This window comes from Sulfodiicoccus acidiphilus, from assembly GCF_003967175.1.
Taxonomy (GTDB): Archaea; Thermoproteota; Thermoprotei_A; order Sulfolobales; family Sulfolobaceae; genus Sulfodiicoccus; species Sulfodiicoccus acidiphilus.
The window spans coordinates 468,750-485,938 of the sequence record NZ_AP018553.1 but is presented as its reverse complement, the minus strand read 5'-3'; the positions used below and the strand labels follow the sequence as shown (position 1 = coordinate 485,938).

Here is a 17,189-nt window from a genome sequence, read left to right as displayed (position 1 = left end):
CCTATAGGCCTCATACCTTACTAACCACGAAAGAAAACGCCTCTATTATAAGGTCTACTTAGAGGGTTACCCCACTCTCACTTTTATCGTCTCCTCGGTGAAGGCTAGTGCTATCAACGATGCTACACAGATGCCGACTATTAGGGCGGAGATGTAGAGCCAAGCTTCCTTTCCATATAAGGTGAGAAACACTGGAGGGACTACGCTGGCTACCGCAGACATAGGAGTAGCGAGCTGGTAACTTAGGCTGGCTCCAGAGTTCCTGTACTTAGGAGGGAAGTTCTCAGGCATGAGGGCCCCGATCACACCGAAACCGAACATGACAACAGCTAAAAAGACGCTCTGGGCTAGAATGACGCTCCACGCCGCGGCATAGTTGATCAAGAGGTAGTAAGGGAACGCCATAACGGCGCTCAAGACCGCACCTATGAGTAGGACTTTTTTCCTTCCTATACGGTCACCTAATATCGCCCCCAGAGTTTGGAACACTATTATGGCGAGGGCAGCTAGTGTAGTGGATAGAAAAGCGAGATAAGGTGATATTCCTACACTTAACATGTATCCAATGTTAAAGGCAGCTGCTATGTAGAAGAGTGATATCTGGTAATTGAAGAGAAGTGCTAACCTCAGGACCCTAGGCCACTGCTCTTTCAGCACAGTTACTCCTGGCTGTTTTGCCACTTGGCCCTTAGTTAAAAGCTCGTTGAACACGGGACTCTCCGCTAGCGTCAGACGAACTAGGATACCCACTAGTGCAACCAACGCACCTATGCCGAAGAGGAGTCTCCATCCCCAGCTGAGGAGCTCTGCGTGCGAGAGGAGTGTAATGGCTAAAAGGAAGGAGCCGGCGGAGCCCAAGAGGCCTACCCCGACGCCCAGACTAGTAAAGTTGGTCCAGAATGCCCTCCACCTGGAATCCTTGGCGTGTTCTATGACCCAGACCGCGAATCCTCCCCAGGTTCCACCTATCGCGACTCCTTGGGCTATCCTCCACACGAACAGAAGTCCTCCACCCACTAGACCTACTGAGGAATAGCCTGGAGTGAGTGCAACAGCGATGGAACCAAGGCCCATAATTATTAAGGACCAGACAGTAGCGGTCTTCCTGCCCAGCCTGTCCCCAATGGCCCCGAACACGTACCCTCCTATCGGCCTAACTGCTATCCCTAGGGCGAAAGTCAGGATAGAGAAGAGTAGACCTAAGGCAGGACTGACTTCAGGGTAGTAAACAGAGGGCCATATGAGGGCTGCGGCCAAACCCGCTAGAATGAAATCGTAGTACTCTATTGTGCTTCCACTTATGGAAGCTACAGCGTATCTCACTAGATCCTTGGAAGAGCTTCCAGACGGTAAATCCTTCATATTATGTTAATCTCTTGTTATGACTATATAAATTTTTCCATATAAATAAGAACCTCCAATCTGTAGAATTGGAGAATGTCTACCACGCAACAAGCGAAGGACTCTCACTGTCTTCGCTACCTTTGAACTGAGAACCCTAGTAATGATTTGAGTTAACGTTAAAATTAATCTACTACCGAGAATATCGTCATTAGGTGTTACTATCGTTACCAAATTTGTGAGAGTCTGCTTTACTCCTCTTGAAGGACCGAACCAATTGAGGTTACTGCGATTCTTGCCTCGAGGGACGTCTCCCTTCGATAAAATTATGGAGAAAACGCTCCAGTACTCTAATCCTGCAGCATGGTAGTGAGTGTCAGTCTGCCTTGTATAAGGCCAATCGAAGGAGCGCCTTTCGGGGTCGTCAGCTCTGGGGAAGTTCAGCTTCTCCCTCACTATAGAACTTATAGAACGAATTGACGGAGAGTGAAAAACTGTGAGAGAAATCGACGGGTTCCGGTTCCACGTACTAAAATCCACGTACTAAAAAGCTTACAAGGGAAAGATACATTACATCCTAAACGAATTCATCTGCCCCGTCGCACTCATAAACACACTTCAGACGAGCTTTACTTAGAAGACGTTGATGTCGTCCAGAAGTAGTGTATTAATGGAATTTTTATCATATGTTTGAAGTTTCTCTATCACCTAACACGAGTACTAGATAGCCCCTAAGGTGGGAGTGAATGAAAATTAAGCAAGTCTATAACATTACCGATTCGGTTTTCCTAGGATAATGTAAGCTTAAAGTCTACGTTCCCCAGCTTTTCACATGGCTTATAAGGATTTGAGGGAATACCTTAGTGTACTTAAGCAGAGGGGACTCCTCTGGGAGATAGATAAACCTGTGGTAAAGGAGACTGAGTTGTTCCCTCTCGTGAGACTCCAGTTCAGGGGCCTTCCAGAAAGTCAGAGAAAGGCGTTCCTCTTCACTCATGTCGTTAATGTGAATGGAAGGAGCTACGAAGGGTCGGTTACAGTGGGCTCGTTAGCTGCATCCAGGGATATATACGCCACGGGGATGGAGTGCAAGCCAAACGAGATCTCTGAGAAGTTCATCCATGCGATAAGGAATCCGATTCCTCCGAAACAAGTCTCCTACGGCCCAGTTCAGGAGAACGTCATAACTGGAGATGAACTGGAGAGACGAGGCCTCTCGGATATACCGATCCCAGTAGAACTCCCAGGCTACAGCGGACAGGTGAGGACGACTACAGCGTTCTTGACTAAGGATCCTGACACGGGTGTCCAGAACGCGGGAACATACTCGGGACAGATTTTTGGACCTAGAAAGATTCTATGGGAGATACACAGAGGGAGCGATGGCTACACTCACCTCAGGAACGCGGCGAGAAAGGGAGTCAAACTCGACGCAGCAATAGTGGTGGGAGGTCCCCCCGCCGTCCAGTACGCCGCTGCAGCCAAAGTCCCCTACGGCCTCGATGAGTTAGCGGTGGCTGGTGCAATAAATGGGGAGCCCATAGAGGTGGTGAAGGGAAAGACTGTAGACCTACTCGTCCCAGCCACGGCAGAGTATGTAATAGAAGGAAAGATCTCGTTCGAGGAGGCGGAGCCCCAACCTCCATTTGGAGAGTACACTGGGTATATGGCCGTAGGGATAGAAAGTCAGTACTGCCCAATAATGGAGGTCACGGCGATCACACACAGGAACAAGCCTGTTTTCCAAACGATAATAAGCCAAATGCCTCCCAGCGAGAGCAGTAAGCTCAGACAAGTGGCCTTCGAGAGCGCCTTCACTAGGCACCTCAGGGACAACTGCAACCTACCTAACGTGTTAAGGGTGACCTTTTACGAGACTAGTGGCAGTTGGCAGTTCTGCATCATCCAACTGCGGAAGGTGAAGCCAACTGACGCACAGCAGGCCCTCATGGCCGCTGCCAGTTACGCAGCGGACGTGGGCAAGATCTTCGTCGCAGTGGACGAGGACATAGACCCAGATGACCCAGAGTCGGTAATATGGGCAATGAGCTTCAGAATGCAGCCGGCTAGGGACGTGACAGTGATCAGGGGCAAGGCCGCTCATCTTGATCCGTCCGTAGTACCACCTGGAGAGGAGGGGGTGGAGACTGGTTTCAGGGAATCTTCCGCCATGCTTATAGACGCGACTAGGAAGTGGGACTATCCTCCCGTGGCCCTCCCGAAGAGGGAGTACATGGAAAGAGCCCTAGAACTGTGGAAATCCCTGGGCCTACCTGAATTGAAGTTGAAGTCACCTTGGTACGGCTATAATCTAGGCTACTGGAACGAGGATCTTGAGAGGATAGCTAAGATGATCGTAGAGGGAAGACATTACGATGTGGGGAAGGAACTCGAAAGGAAGAGGACCAGATTGAGGATCTGACAATAGTGTTAAGGTCTAGGAGGGAAGAAGGGACCTAACGTGCTGTGGTGGATAGAACCGCCAGAGAAGGATGCGGTTCTAACCTGCGTTGTTTTCTAACAACTTCTACATTTTCTGATTAACTGAAGAGGTCACTTAAGTTAGTTACATCGATTGCATAGCTGTTGTCCTCTTAACCACAATGTGCTATGGGATCGCTAACGACTTCGTTCAACCACAGAGCACGTTAATTATATTCTCCCTACGATGCCCTAAACAGCTCACAATAGTTTAGTTCAAAATATATAATTGAACTTTTCAAAACAGATAAACTCTACTGACACCAAGATTGGCGTCTAGGATTGATCCCAGACTCAGTGCGACACGTTAAGGGGTGAGGTACTGCGTACGCAATCCTCAATAGCAGGACAACGTTATTCTGCGAAGGAGAGATAGCCGTTACCAGACTTGTTTGAGATGAAACGTACCTCAAAGGTTCAGTGAACTACCCTGCCCTCACGGACGGGGCGTCCTAGCGGTGAGTCCCGCACCTCGGAGGGACCTCGATCTCCTTACGTAGCGGAGGTTCCGTGGAACCTTTCTGTGAATAGTACGGAAGGGGGATCACGGAGGGTTTCCTCTCCACGGGCGTGAGTTCCCCCAGTCCCGAGGGTGCGACCCAGCTCTCACAGTAGAGGTCGTAGAAATAGTATTTTGATGACCGTAAAGAGGTTTACATAAGGGGGCTGTCCGTCCCCACGGAAGGGGACTTTCGCCCCCTTAACCTCCGTAAGGTTAAACTATATAGGGAACAATCCCATCTGCTCTCGAAGCCCATACCACCGCCGCAGTAAGTTAGGGCTAATACAGCAAGGTGTCCTCGAAAGACAGAGACTCCCCCACAAGCTTAGAAGGGAACATAAGCCGCTGTACTTATTAGGCACTATTGTTGCAACACTATTGACAGTTCTTTGGGTGACGTCGAGTACTCTCTGGGGGAAAAAGTGGGAGCCTTCGGAGGAATAATGATAGGTCACTTCCTGGACGGATACAACCTAGTGTTGATCAGTTATCTACTGGTCCCCATGGCTAGATACTTTCACACTGGAATAGGCAACATTTCCTTGGCTGCAACCCTCTCCCTAATTTTTTCAGCACTTGGTGGGGTTATGTTGGGTTGGTTAGCCGACAGGTACGGAAGGAGAAACGCCCTAGTTCTGTCCGTTGTGATCTTTGGAGTGTTCACGTTGCTCTCCGGGGCGGTCACTGCCCTGTGGCAGCTCTACGTTCTCAGGGCTCTCGTAGGACTGGGGGTGGGGGCGAGTGGGGAATAGGCTTCTCGTTACTTACAGAAATATGGTCTCCCAAGTGGAGGGCCACGGGCGGAGGTGTACTCCAGAGCGTATTCATAGCGGGCTCGTTAGTCGGCGCGATCACCGCAGGGTTCGTCCTCCCAACTTACGGTATCCTCGTAGGCTGGAGGTACGCCTTCTACATAGCTGGAACGGCGGCTATTGTCGGAGGTTTAATAAGGGTGTTCATGCCAGAGTCCAAGTACTGGATACAGTACAATGATTTAAGGAGGGGCGGGGAGCTTCAACGAGAGTACGTGAGGACTCCGTTAGTTCAAATATTCTCCAAAGAGGTAAGGAGGTGGACCCTTTTCTCTCTCCTTATCGGATCCGCTAACCTATTCATTTACTTCTCGTATGCTACCTATATGCCCACACTCCTTGGGGCCACGTTCAAGATCCCCATACCAGACTATACCACCATCTTGATAGTGGGACAGGCCGTAGCAATTCCATTCTATTGGATAGACGGACTACTAGCTGACAGGTACGGAAGGAAGATCACGGCAGTAGGATACGGCGTAGGATACTTTTTAGCAGCCCTAGTCTTCTTAGGGACCCTCCTCGAAGCCCCAAAATTCATCGCTCCCTACCTTTTTCCCGTCTTCTACTCCTACACCTTCGTATCGATGATGCAGGGCGTCTCTGGGGAGTACGGAGTGTGGTACGGGGAACACTTCCCAACAAGGATGAGATCGACGGCCACGAACTTCGGTTACATGGTTGGTAGGGGAGTTGCAGGGGCCACGGCCGTGCTCTTCGTTCCCGCTGTTGCGGGGGCCCTTGGAGGGATCCCTGCCTACGGATTGGCCATGTCCGTGGCTATGCTTATAGGAACAGTGCTTCAACTGATTGGGATTCTGGGGCTAAGGGAGACCAAAGGAACAGTAGTCACTTCAGTCTAGGAATGTGCATACAGCCCCTAGATTTTAATATTCGTTAGTTATCACTATCCTAGAATCGAGATGCCTTACTCTCGTGACTGGCACGACTACAAGGCACCGGAAGTGCCCTTGAAGTTCAACCCCACTTTCATCCTCGACCAGTCGGTTCAAAGTCATCGGGAAAAGATCGCCCTGGTGTTCGACGAGAAGAGCTTCACATATGAAGAAGTTCTTAAGGAAGTTTCTAGGGCGGCTAACGTCGTATCTAAGCTGGGAGTCGAGAAAAGGAACATAGTTATGATTCTTTCCTTTGACTCCATGCAAGCCCTAAGCGTGTGGTTGGGAACGTTAAGGGCTGGTGCCATTCCCGCCTGGGTATCGCCGCTTTACAATAAGGAAACGATATCTTATTTCTTGGAGCTCCTTGAGCCTAAAGTGATCTTCTCCGACGTCTCGTTACTAGATAGGCTCGGCCTCAACGGACAGAGGGTGGTGACGCTTGGCGGACGTGTCGAAGGACTTCAGGATTACGCTTCGTTATCTGCTGAAGTCCCAGACCAATTTGAACCTATAAAGGTTCATAGGGACGATCCAACTTACTTACTCTTCTCGGGTGGAACTACGGGTAGACCTAAAGCAGTTGTGCACACTGCGAGGGACTTCGTTCACGTCCCTCACAGGCACTCGAAGTTCATGGGCTGGAGGGAAAGCGACGTGCATTACGCCACATCACAGAAGTACTTCACCCACGGCATGTGGCCCGGAGTCCTTATACCAATAGCCAACGGGGCCTCTGCCATCCTCACAACTAAGAAACTCACTCCTCAAGTCGTCGCGGATATCTTACGTAACCACAAACCCACTGTTTTCATCACTGTTCCCACCGTATTGAAGTGGCTGGTTAACCTAGAAGAAAGGCCGGATTTGAGCAGCGTAAGAATGGTGGTATCGGCCTCGGAGAAGCTTCCAATCCCTTTGCTTGAGAAGTTTAGAGAGCTCTACGGGATCGAAGTGCTGGACTCCATAGGAAGCTCCGAAGTCACTTACGAGTGGATATCTAACAGACCTGGAGATAATAAGCCTGGGACTTGTGGAAGGCCCATTTTCGGCGTCGAGGTGAAGTTGGTGGACTTAGTCACGGGCACGGAAATAAGAGAACCCAACAAACTGGGAGAAGTGTGGGTGAAGAGCGACACGAACGCTTACTATTACCTTAGGGACTTAGAAAAAACTAGAAGGACGATGGTAGGTGAGTGGATTAGAACAGGGGACGTGATGTATTTTGATGACGACGGTTATTACGTTCACGTGGGAAGAAATGATGACCTCTTCAAGGTGAAGGGGATGTGGGTTTCTCCATTGGAAATCGAAGAGGTGCTCTTAAGGCATCCGGCCGTGTTAGAGGCTGCAGTGGTCCAGGCGAAGGACGCGGACGGGCTCACAGTGCCGGCGGCGTTCTTGGCACTCAGGCCAGGATACACCATGAACGCCGAGCTAGAGTCTGAACTAAGGGAGATGGTCAGGAGGGAGTTGGGAGAATACAAGGTACCTAAACTGTTCAGGCAGGTGGAGGAGATCCCGAGGACGCCCCTCATGAAGCTGGATCGGCGAAGACTGAGAGAACAACTAGGCGAACGTCTGTAAGAGTGAAATTAATGAAGTGGAGACTTATTGCCTCAGCATGTCCCCCAGATCAATGTTTATCGTTAGCCGACATGTCTCAAGCCTTCTATATCGTCGCATAAGCTGGCCGCGAAGTCCGTTAACTTTACGACGGGAATGGGAGAAAGTCCTTCTTTGGGGGATGAACAACCTCTTCTCATAGTTCAAATACTAACTTGACTAGGACCTAATTTATGTTTGTGGACGAAACAAGCACCGTCAAGAGACATCCGTTGAAGGGAGAGTCTGTGAAGTACGCCTCTCTGTGGATCGACGGCCTTAGCAAATGATAATGGAGACCCACAGTCGAGACGGGAATAACCCTTTTCCCCATTTAATCTCAGCCCTCTGCCGATAGGGCAAGGCTAGGAGACAGAAAACTTCGTCCGTGAGGATGTAGCAGTTCACAACCATAGTGACTCTATTGTCTCGAGCGAGTCCCTAATCGCATGGATGGAAATTGTCCCTCAGAAAAAGCCTTGATATCTCCTTGTGTGAAAGATCAAAACGTTATTGAAAGGAACCAGGACTGACGAGGGAAGACTGCAGGTTGACGGATCTTAGGTAGACGGACAGATTTACGTAAATTACGCAAATAAGGTAGAAACCCATTATTCACTATAGACCGCGAGATAAGGGGACTATCTTCAAGGGAACCTCGTAGCTTCGATGTCAAAGTTTATAACTATTAGTTAGTATTAATAGTTGCAGGTGATAAAGTGGGCGAGGGACGATATGGTGCTCGTCAAATTCTCACAAGAATGAGAAAGAAATTCCTGGAGGAGGAGAACGGAGAGATCCCGTTGAAGGTATTCAACAGCGAGGAGATATATGAGATGGAATTAAGAAAAATATTCTCTAAGAATTGGGTGTTTCTAGGGCTGGAGAGCGAGATCCCAGAGCCTGGAGATTACGTTGTAAGGTACATAGGAAACGACCCGTTCATAGTGATCAGGGGATCGGATGGGAAGCTTAGAGCCCTTTTCAATAGCTGCAGACACAGAGGAACTATGCTATGCATAAACGATAGGGGAAACGCTTCAACCTTCATGTGCCCATATCATGGTTGGACTTATAACAACAAGGGGGAGTTGGTTGGAGTACCGTTCAAGGAGAAGGTCTTCGAAAGACTGGACGTGAGGGAATGGGGACTTCTCCAAATAAGGGTAGACTCCTACGATGGCCTCGTATTCGGGAACATGGATGAGAACGCACCAGACCTGCAGGACTATCTGGGAGATTTCAAGTGGTACTTGGACCTGCTATTCAGGGCCCCTGGCCAGATGGAGCCCGTGGGTCCACCTCAAAGGTGGACAGCGGACTTCGACTGGAAGTTAGGAGCAGAGAACTTCGCGGAGGACAGGCTCCACATAGCTGTGGTACACAGGACGCTTCAGAGTTACGGATTCGTGGGGAAGTCCAGGTTCGGCAGTGGTATAGAGACCCCCGACGACGTCACTGTGAATTACGTGAGGGGTAAGGACGGCCTCCCAGTGGGGTGCATTGGTATAAGGAGGAGCGAGAGGGAGACCTCGTCATTCTTGGGTTATCCGAGGGAGGAGTGGAAGTCCTTCAAGGAGGGCTCTGTCTCGAGGGGACAGTGGGAGGTACTCAGGAGGGCCATAAATGCGGTGTTCACTCTCTTTCCCAACTTCTCCGGACTAGTCTCGGCCGACTCCACAGACTCACCGTTCTCCGAGAAGCCTAGAGTCCCGTTCCACACATTCAGGGTCTGGAACCCTGTAGGCCCTGGGGTGACTGAGGTCTGGATGTGGACTCTGGTACCTAGTGACTCTTCCCCAGAGTTCAAGAAAAGGGTAGCAGAGGTAACTAGGGCCACCTTTGGAGCCGCAGGGAACGCTGAAATGGATGATCTCCCAATATGGAGGAGGGTAACTAGGGCGGCGAAGGGAGTGTTCGCTGAAAGGGCAAATACCGCGCTTAAGGGAGGATTGAGGGGAGTAAAGGACTTGGGTACTTGTCAAGAGTGGGAGGGTCCAGGCCTTTGCAGGCCGACCCAGTTCCAGGAAGAGAGCCAGAGGACATTCTGGACGAGGTGGGCCCTGGAGATGACCAAGGATGAGTGAAGTAGAAGCCCACTTCAAGGCGTCAAACTTCCTCTACGCCGAGGCCTCTCTCCTAGACGAGGGAAGGCTGGAGGAGTGGCTCGACCTGTTGAGTGAAGACTTAGAGTATGTGATCCCTGTTAGGGTGGGCCACGCTTCGGGAGAGCAGTTCTCTGGACAGGCGTTCCTAGTCAACGCAGACAAGGCTTACTTTAAGGCCACGGTAAGCAGGCTCAGGGACGAATATGGTTGGGCATCGAAGCAGAGGAGCAAGACGAGGAGGTTCGTCACTAACGTCGTGATACTCAAGTCGGGGAAAGAGATGGAAGTGTCGAGCAACCTCCTCCTAGTCAGGACAGAGAAGGATGAGGCACAGACTTACATCGTCTCCGCAACTAGGAGAGACGTCCTGAAGGAGGTGGATGGTAAGTTGAAGTTAAAGAAGAGGACAGTATTACTCGATCATGAGAATCTTCCTATGTACAATCTCTATTTTCCGCTCTAATTGATGGGATTGTATAACGAGATACGAAGTAGTAGAAACTTCACTTTAAATCCCGAAACCGTTTCTGTGAAGGAGGAGGTCCCTTTGCCTTAGGAAACTGAGTAGCAAAGATTTTTTCCTCAAAAGAGTTAACATAGTCATGCGTGCCGCATTGTTAAGAAACTACGGTACACCATTGGATATACAGGAAGTGGACATTGAAGAGCCTAAGCGGGGAGAGGTGTTGATTAGAGTTTCTGCCACTGGACTCTGCCACTCAGACGTTAACGTATTTCAGGGTCACACCCCAGCAGAACTCCCAGTAGTTGCTGGACACGAGATCGCTGGGGTAGTGGAGCAGGTAGGGGAAGGGGTGAGCAACTTCCAAGTGGGGGACAAGGTAGTGGCGTCCTTTATACAACCCTGTGGAAAGTGCAGGAACTGTGTCGCAGGAAGGGAGAACCTCTGTGAGACTTTTATAGCCAACAGGCTCAAGGGAACAGCCTTAGACGGCTCGTACAGGTTGAGGTCGAAAGACGGAACACCGCTCAGGGCCTACATGGGGGGAGGATTCGCGGAGTACGCAATTCTACCTGAGACCTCACTGGCCAAGGTTCCAGATAACCTCGATTTGAAGAAGGCGGCTGTACTGGGTTGCGCTGGCCTCACCGCTTACGGGGCGGTGGTGCTGAGTGGACACGTGGAACCCGGAGAGAACGTGGTAGTGATAGGGGCAGGTGGAGTCGGTTTATCAATTATTCAATTACTTAGATCTATAGGAGCAGGAGAGGTAATTCTAGTCGACGTTATAGATTGGAAACTGGAAAAAGGTAAGGAAATGGGAGCTACGGTTATACTAAATAGTTTAAAGATCAATGTTAAGGATTACGTGGCTAGTAAGGGAGGGGTCGACGTCGTAGTGGAGTGTGCGGGGAGGCCTGAGACGGTGGAATTGGCGCTGGAGTTGGTAAGGGTGGGAGGAAGAGTTGTCCTAGTTGGGATACCACCCGCCAACTCCTCCGTAAGCGTCAGACCAGCGTCGTTAGTCCGACGAGGTGTGACGATCTTGACAAACCACGGGGGGAGGCCCAGAACGGACCTCCCAAGACTCATAGAGATGAGTAGGACGGGAAAGTACAGTCCAGAGGCATTAATCACGGGAGAGTATAGACTGGAGGAGATAAACGAGGCTGTTTCAGCCCTACTAGAGGGTAGAGTACTTAGGACGTTGATAGTTCCCTGAGATTGTCTCCTCCCTGGCCCCGATGAAGCTCTCGTCCTAGATGTCGTAGTTCTCGATGGGATGGCTCCTCGTATCGACCCTCATCTCCACTAATCCGAACTCCCTTAGATCAAGTTCGGGTGGAAACACTTATGGAACTCTCTTAGAGGACTGGTTGGTATCAAGAAGACGTGGCGAAACGTACTCAAAACGACGACCTACCCTTTGAGTTGCCTGCGGATAGCCTCAATAGTCTCCAGTTTAAGGTTCCCTATACACACAACACGTTAAACTCGTGAAGGGTCCCCACTTCGGTTTCGGACTCCACAACAGGAAGTAGGGAGAGCAAGCTCCTCAATGTAGGATGAACCGTAGTAGTGGACGCACTGGCCACGCGGAAGACGCTGGTTCGTTCCTAACTCCAGTCGTGTCCCTGTTCCGGCTAGAACACCGGTAGTTCATCGAATTCCTAACGAAACGACTTCAAATACTATCTGTAGTCTTCGATCCTTTACAGCGTCTTGACTAAGTTCTCCACATCCTTTTTCAGAACTCCGACCTCCTCCGGGGTAAGTCTGATCTCGTGAAAGCCCTCCATGTGTAATACCCAAGCGGACATCCACTTTGCCCTAACGCCTGGATAGATGTCCTCCAATTCCTCTATGGCGTCGAAATAGAGTTTAGAGTTTCCAGTCCACGATATAGTCCACCGTGGAAATCGCCTTCACGGAGTTTCCGAAAGAGAGGATCTTGATGGCCTCCTCGGCCGCTTTGTAGTACTTCTCGCTCGCCTGCAGTACGTCCCCTCTAGAGAGTAGGGCCTCAGCTTCCTCCAAATATATGTCGGCTGAACACCTCAGGAGTTGGATTGTGAAATGTCACCTCATCGCTAGTTAAATAGGTTGATCGAGAGATGAGAATTACGTGAATTAGCGAAGTAGCTACAAGAACTTGCTGAGGGGAGAGGAGGGCTACTCCCCGTGAGGGGTAACGGGTTAGGGCGCGCCTATGGCTGGACGAGCGGGGTGGCTCAAGTGAAACTGGGCTTAGCTCCCCTTAGATCCTTCCCTCAGAACTACAGCGTCTGTGACGTTTAACCATCTTAGTCTGTAGCCCAGTCTCTCGAGGAGGAACGGAAGGATCGGAGCTATCTCTTCATAAAGCTTACTAAGCTCGCTCAGCTTTCTTCCTTCCAGTTCACTCCCCTTTAACCTGTCGAGGACCCTCTCACTAACGTAGTAGTCCCCGGCCTTGAAGTAGCCTTCGACTTGCCTAGATGACCTCCTCAACGCCTCAACAGTCGATCCGACCCTCTTGGCTATGTCCTCAAGCGGCACGACGTCTCCAGTCAAGGTGAACTCCACCTCCCTCACAGGAGAGGACGCTTCCACCTCCCTCAACCACTTGTAGACGATCCCTACGTCTACTTTCTTCTTGAACTGAATCACGTTTATGTCGGAGAAGTCCTCGTAGGAGAGCTCCCTGTCCACCAGGACCAGGAACTTCTCTTTTACTCCCCTCAACTTCTCCAGTTTCCTCCTGAGGTACTCCCTAGTCCAAAACCCTACTATCTCCACGTAAACTTTAAGCTCCCCCTTCGTTAGCAAGAAGTCTGGAACGTACAATCTCCCACTCACGCTTAGAGGTTCTGGTTCCCTAGTTATCTTCCAATCCTTCACTGCCGAGGAAAACTCCTTGAAGAACCTCTCCTCCACGCTCGAATCGAACTTCTCCTCGTCTACTCCGTAAGTGAGCAGGTTGGGGTAGTTCGCCAGCTCTAGCCTGTACACCCTCCTGTTTACCCTCCCCAACGACACGTCAGCCTCTATCTTCCACTTGGGGCTGGAGATTACGTAAGGTACTACCAAGGCCATTCCCCTCCCATACCTGTCGGTGAACTTGAGCAAACTCATGGGACCCTCGAATTCCACCCTTAGGGGATCGTTGTATGCCGTATACATCAAGCCCACCCTCTTCGCCCTCCATATCAGGGTCTTCCAACCGCTCTCGACCCACACGCTCATCCTAACGCTTCTCAACAGCATGGACTGTAGCAATGAGAGGTTGTACCACCTCATAAGCTGCGAGGGAGTGATCTTCGGTGTCCTCACTATGACCTTCTCTTCGTCTAAGTCGCTGAACATGGCGCTCTCGGGATCCACCCCCAGTGCCTCCCTCACTTGGGCCACTGCCCTCGCTCTACCCTCTTGTGTCAGCTGTGGCCCCCTCATGAACAGTTCCCTCCTCACTTGCCTCGGGTTCACTTGGGACTCCCTCTGAAGTTCACAGGCCCTGACCATTAGCTTCACTAGTCCCCTGACCAGCTTGTAATCGTACACCTTCTCTAGGTGAGAGACCTCCTCGATCACCTCACCTAACTTCCTCCCTGGAGTGAAGTACGACAGTACCTCGTCCACCAACTCCACGCTCTCCTCTGCGAGGAACTTCGGCACCACCTTCTCTCCAAAGGTCCTATACCTCATCAGTTCAGATGGAAGCACTTCCCCTCCTCCTGCTCAGGCTGTAGTCCACCGTACCCCTAGCGACGATCTCTATCAACTTGGCCCTCTTCCCGTCCTTCTTCCTGAGGATCCTACCTAGTCTTTGCACCAGCTGCCTCCTGCTCCCGTACCCTCCGAGCACAACCGCCAGCGAGGCGTCAGGGACGTCTATTCCCTCATCGAGTACGTTAGAGGTAACCACTACCTTGTACCTTCCCTCTTTAAAGAACCTTAGTATTTCCTCCCTTTCGTCCTTAGGAGTACGATAGGTTATGACGGGTATAAGGAAGAGTCTAGATATCTCGTAGGCCAACTCAACGTTCCTTGTGAAGACTATGGCCTTCTCCCCGTCGTGGGTGGCCAAGATCTCCCTTAGCTTGTCCAGCTTGGCCCTCGAGTTTACCGCCACCTCCATCGACTCGTGCCACGCCAAGAGGGCCTCCCTGGCCTCCCTGGACCTTGAGGCCATTCTCACCAGCTTACTGAAGTCCTGAGGCGAGGTGAGCCTGATTCCCCTAGATGCTAGGAACTTCCTGAACTTCTCCCTCAGAGCCCCATACCTCTTATCCTCCTCCTGTGTGAGGTTCACGTAGATCTTCTCGACCTCGAACTCCGAAAGGTACTTCCCGGAGAGCTGTGAAGGAGAGGCCCTGAAGACCACAGGACCTACTAGCTCGTCCAAGAGGACGTGCCTACCGTCCTGCCTCTCAGGCGTGGCGGTCAGCCCCAGCCTGTAAGGGGCGGCCGACATCTGGGCAACGTTCATGTAGCCCTCGGACGGAAGGTGGTGAACCTCGTCGAAGACCACGAATAGGAACCTGTTCCCTATCTCCTCTGCCCTTATGTAGGCCGAGTCATACGTACTCACCGTTATTCCCTTGATGTCGTCGTATCCTCCACCTAGTCTACCGGCCTCCACGCCTAACCTCGTCCTTATCTCCCCGTGCCACTGGTTCATTAGGTCTATGGTGGGAACTAGAACTACGGTAGAGACTCGAAGAGTCGCCACGGCCTTAAGTGCCAGCACCGTCTTCCCTGCCCCAGTAGGAAGGACCACTACACCTCTCCTCTCCTTGTTCCAAACTTCCAGGGCCTTCCTCTGGTATTCCCTGAGTTCGATGGTGTCGACCACTCGAGGGAAGGGAAGCGGATCCATCACTGAGTCACTCACCTCAAGCCTAGAGCCTTTGAAGTACTCCTTGACGTCCCTGTATTTGTAGGCCAGGGCCACGAACTTCCTCAGCCTCTCATCCCATCTCAGTCCGGGGGCGTTGACGTCTGAGCACACCAGTCCTCTGTAATATGTTAGTAACATTCGTATTGTAGTAGGAGTCGACGGATATAACTTTAAGGATAGGAGGCCGAAAACTTGACTCTCAGGGGAATTTTTTACCCATATTTCGTAAGTTCCGTGATGGGACTCCTGTTAAAGATCAGCGACGTGTGGAAGTCCTTCGGAAACGTGGTGGCCAATGAGGGGGTGAGTATGGAAGTGAGAAGTGGAGAGATAGTTTCCCTCCTAGGTCCCAACGGCGCTGGGAAGACTACGTTGGTCATGCAAATATACGGTGAACTCAAGCCAGACAAGGGGAAGATAAGTCTCCTAGGAAAGTCGCCCACCGATTCGCTGGTCAAACGGAGGATGGGGGTGATACCACAGGAATGTTCCCCGTACAGTGACCTCTCGGTGTGGGACAACGTCTACTACGCTGGGAGGCTCAAGGGTGTGAAGGGGCACGTCCTGAGGACCACTGCTGAGACGCTCCTGCAGAGGCTCGGTCTCTGGGAGAAGCGGAACTCGCTCGCAGACGAGCTTTCTGGCGGCATGAGGAGGAAGCTCCTCATAGGCATGGCACTGATCAATCAGCCCGACTTCGTAGTGCTTGACGAACCCACGGTCGGCCTCGACCCCTCCTCTAGGAGGGAGGTGTGGGACCTACTTCAGGAGCTCCGGAAGGAGGGGAAGGGTATACTTCTCACCACCCACTACTTGGATGAGGCCGAGAAACTCTCCGACAGGATCTACTTTCTCAACAGGAAGGTGATATACGCCGGCACTCCCGCCGAAATAAAGGAGAAGTTCTCCGACTGGTACGAGGTAGTGGACTACTCGACTGGTAAGAGTATTAGGGTAAGGGGGACAAGGTGAAGGAGGTCATAGCTGCACTGGACGGCAAGTTCGAAGTGAGACTCCCATCTCTAGAGGAGATATATATGGAGGTGGTGGCCAGTGAGGAGGGAAGTTGAGTCCCATATAGAGCAGTTCGGACAGCTCCTCAAGATGCAGCTGAAGATGGTTAAGAGCTACCTCCCCTCGGTGGTGTTCTTTTCCCTCTTCTTCCCTCTGGGACTCCTCTTGCTCTTCAAGTTCGTCTCCGCCGCTTCCGCGTCCTTCTACGTCATATCGGGCACCGCCACCTTCTACGTCTTCGTCAGCGTGGTGAGTGGCGTGGCACAGATATTGGCAGGGGAGAGGAACAGGGGAAGGTTCTCCCTCATGCTGGCGGCGGGGGTGCCGAGGGAACTTTACTCCTTCACCATAGCAGTCTCTAACGGCATATCGACTCTAGTGGTCCTTCCCGTCGTTATAGTGTTAGGGGAGCTCTTACTGGGAGTCGTAGTCCCACTGGAGGCCGTTCCCCTTTTGACGGTGTCGGCAGTACTTTCCTTGTTCTCAAGCTCGATGCTCGGGATGCTTCTGGGACTCGGAATAAGGAGTCAGAGGGCCGTTAACCAATACTCCAATGTGATAGCCTTTGTGCTCTCCTTCTTTGCGCCAGTCTACTTCCCTCCCTCGATCGTGCCCATTCCCTTCAGGTACCTCACTTACCTCGAACCAACGACCTATGTCTCCCAGTCCCTCTACTACTCCCTTCACGGTTCATTGTTGGCACTTCCTTGGGACGTTGGCGTGTTCTTAACGGGACTCATATTCGCCGTGGCCTCCTCCTTCGTGGGAAGGAGGTGAATAACCAGATTTGCTACAGGAAACAAGATCTCCGCCTGAAGGAAAACTATCCACACCCCTTACAGAGTTTAAATACCTACTCGTCGAAGTTCCTCTAGTGAAGTGGAAGATTTTCCTTACTAGCTCAATTGAAGGTTCTGCGATACCTAAGGGAGGGCATGAACATCGCTCCCTTCTCTATAAGGTACGAAACCGTTCGACGACGGATCTACTTTTAAGTTGGGGTTGTCCCCAACGCCCTCCCCCGCGGAGCGAATCAAGTATCTCCGAACCGAAGTTTGTACGGATTAACTACCCAGAAGGGAACT

At 51.3% G+C, this 17,189-nt stretch carries 9 protein-coding genes and 3 pseudogenes; 8 read left to right on the top strand and 4 right to left on the bottom strand.

Going from position 1 to position 17,189, the window contains the following annotated elements; translation table 11 throughout:
* Nucleotides 1-66: 66 nt before the first annotated feature.
* Complete coding sequence (locus HS1genome_RS02665) at nt 67-1,362, bottom strand: MFS transporter (RefSeq protein ID WP_126449439.1); 1,296 nt, start codon at nt 1,360-1,362, stop codon at nt 67-69.
* A gap of 811 nt (nt 1,363-2,173) precedes the next feature.
* On the opposite strand from HS1genome_RS02665, the gene HS1genome_RS02660 reads away from it, so the two are divergent.
* From HS1genome_RS02660 to HS1genome_RS02635, 6 genes and pseudogenes are all read left to right on the top strand, one after another.
* Nucleotides 2,174-3,763, top strand: coding sequence for a UbiD family decarboxylase (locus HS1genome_RS02660; RefSeq protein ID WP_126449437.1), 1,590 nt, complete (start codon nt 2,174-2,176; stop codon nt 3,761-3,763).
* A gap of 1,004 nt (nt 3,764-4,767) precedes the next feature.
* A pseudogene (locus tag HS1genome_RS02655) lies at nt 4,768-5,999 on the top strand (MFS transporter).
* Between the two features lie 60 nt (nt 6,000-6,059).
* Nucleotides 6,060-7,622, top strand: coding sequence for an acetate--CoA ligase (locus HS1genome_RS02650; RefSeq protein ID WP_126449433.1), 1,563 nt, complete (start codon nt 6,060-6,062; stop codon nt 7,620-7,622).
* A gap of 779 nt (nt 7,623-8,401) precedes the next feature.
* Nucleotides 8,402-9,727: an aromatic ring-hydroxylating oxygenase subunit alpha gene (locus HS1genome_RS02645; protein ID WP_126449432.1), complete on the top strand. Its 1,326-nt coding sequence runs from the start codon at nt 8,402-8,404 to the stop codon at nt 9,725-9,727.
* Nucleotides 9,720-10,211, top strand: a complete 492-nt coding sequence (locus tag HS1genome_RS02640) for an aromatic-ring-hydroxylating dioxygenase subunit beta (RefSeq protein ID WP_126449430.1) — start codon at nt 9,720-9,722, stop codon at nt 10,209-10,211. The genes HS1genome_RS02645 and HS1genome_RS02640 overlap by 8 nt, the downstream gene beginning before the upstream one ends.
* Nucleotides 10,212-10,350: 139 nt before the next feature.
* A complete protein-coding gene (locus tag HS1genome_RS02635; RefSeq protein ID WP_126449429.1) occupies nt 10,351-11,433 on the top strand; it encodes an alcohol dehydrogenase catalytic domain-containing protein in 1,083 nt (360 codons plus the stop codon).
* 490 nt (nt 11,434-11,923) lie between these two features.
* Here HS1genome_RS02635 and HS1genome_RS12475 read toward each other — a convergent pair.
* The 3 genes and pseudogenes from HS1genome_RS12475 to HS1genome_RS02615 form a co-directional block, all read right to left on the bottom strand.
* Nucleotides 11,924-12,281, bottom strand: a pseudogene (locus HS1genome_RS12475) (PaREP1 family protein).
* A 177-nt stretch (nt 12,282-12,458) separates the two neighbouring features.
* Complete coding sequence (gene bax1, locus HS1genome_RS02620; protein ID WP_126449423.1) at nt 12,459-13,913, bottom strand: endonuclease Bax1; 1,455 nt, start codon at nt 13,911-13,913, stop codon at nt 12,459-12,461.
* On the bottom strand, nt 13,900-15,228 hold the full coding sequence (locus tag HS1genome_RS02615) for a DEAD/DEAH box helicase family protein (protein WP_126449422.1): 1,329 nt from the start codon (nt 15,226-15,228) through the stop codon (nt 13,900-13,902). Before HS1genome_RS02615 ends, bax1 begins: the two co-directional genes overlap by 14 nt.
* Nucleotides 15,229-15,327: 99 nt before the next feature.
* Between HS1genome_RS02615 and HS1genome_RS02610 the strand changes: the two are divergent.
* Nucleotides 15,328-16,160, top strand: a pseudogene (locus tag HS1genome_RS02610) (ABC transporter ATP-binding protein).
* On the top strand, nt 16,144-16,881 hold the full coding sequence (locus HS1genome_RS02605) for an ABC transporter permease (protein ID WP_229768176.1): 738 nt from the start codon (nt 16,144-16,146) through the stop codon (nt 16,879-16,881). The pseudogene HS1genome_RS02610 and the gene HS1genome_RS02605 overlap by 17 nt, the downstream one beginning before the upstream one ends.
* Nucleotides 16,882-17,189: the final 308 nt, after the last annotated feature.

Coding starts and splice junctions, on each gene's coding strand:
- HS1genome_RS02640 (WP_126449430.1), top strand. CDS start 9,720: ATGAGTGAAGTAGAAGCCCACTTCAAGGCGTCAAACTTCCTCTACGCC.
- HS1genome_RS02645 (WP_126449432.1), top strand. CDS start 8,402: ATGAGAAAGAAATTCCTGGAGGAGGAGAACGGAGAGATCCCGTTGAAG.
- HS1genome_RS02635 (WP_126449429.1), top strand. CDS start 10,351: ATGCGTGCCGCATTGTTAAGAAACTACGGTACACCATTGGATATACAG.
- HS1genome_RS02660 (WP_126449437.1), top strand. CDS start 2,174: ATGGCTTATAAGGATTTGAGGGAATACCTTAGTGTACTTAAGCAGAGG.
- HS1genome_RS02615 (WP_126449422.1), bottom strand. CDS start 15,228: ATGTTACTAACATATTACAGAGGACTGGTGTGCTCAGACGTCAACGCC.
- HS1genome_RS02650 (WP_126449433.1), top strand. CDS start 6,060: ATGCCTTACTCTCGTGACTGGCACGACTACAAGGCACCGGAAGTGCCC.
- HS1genome_RS02665 (WP_126449439.1), bottom strand. CDS start 1,362: ATGAAGGATTTACCGTCTGGAAGCTCTTCCAAGGATCTAGTGAGATAC.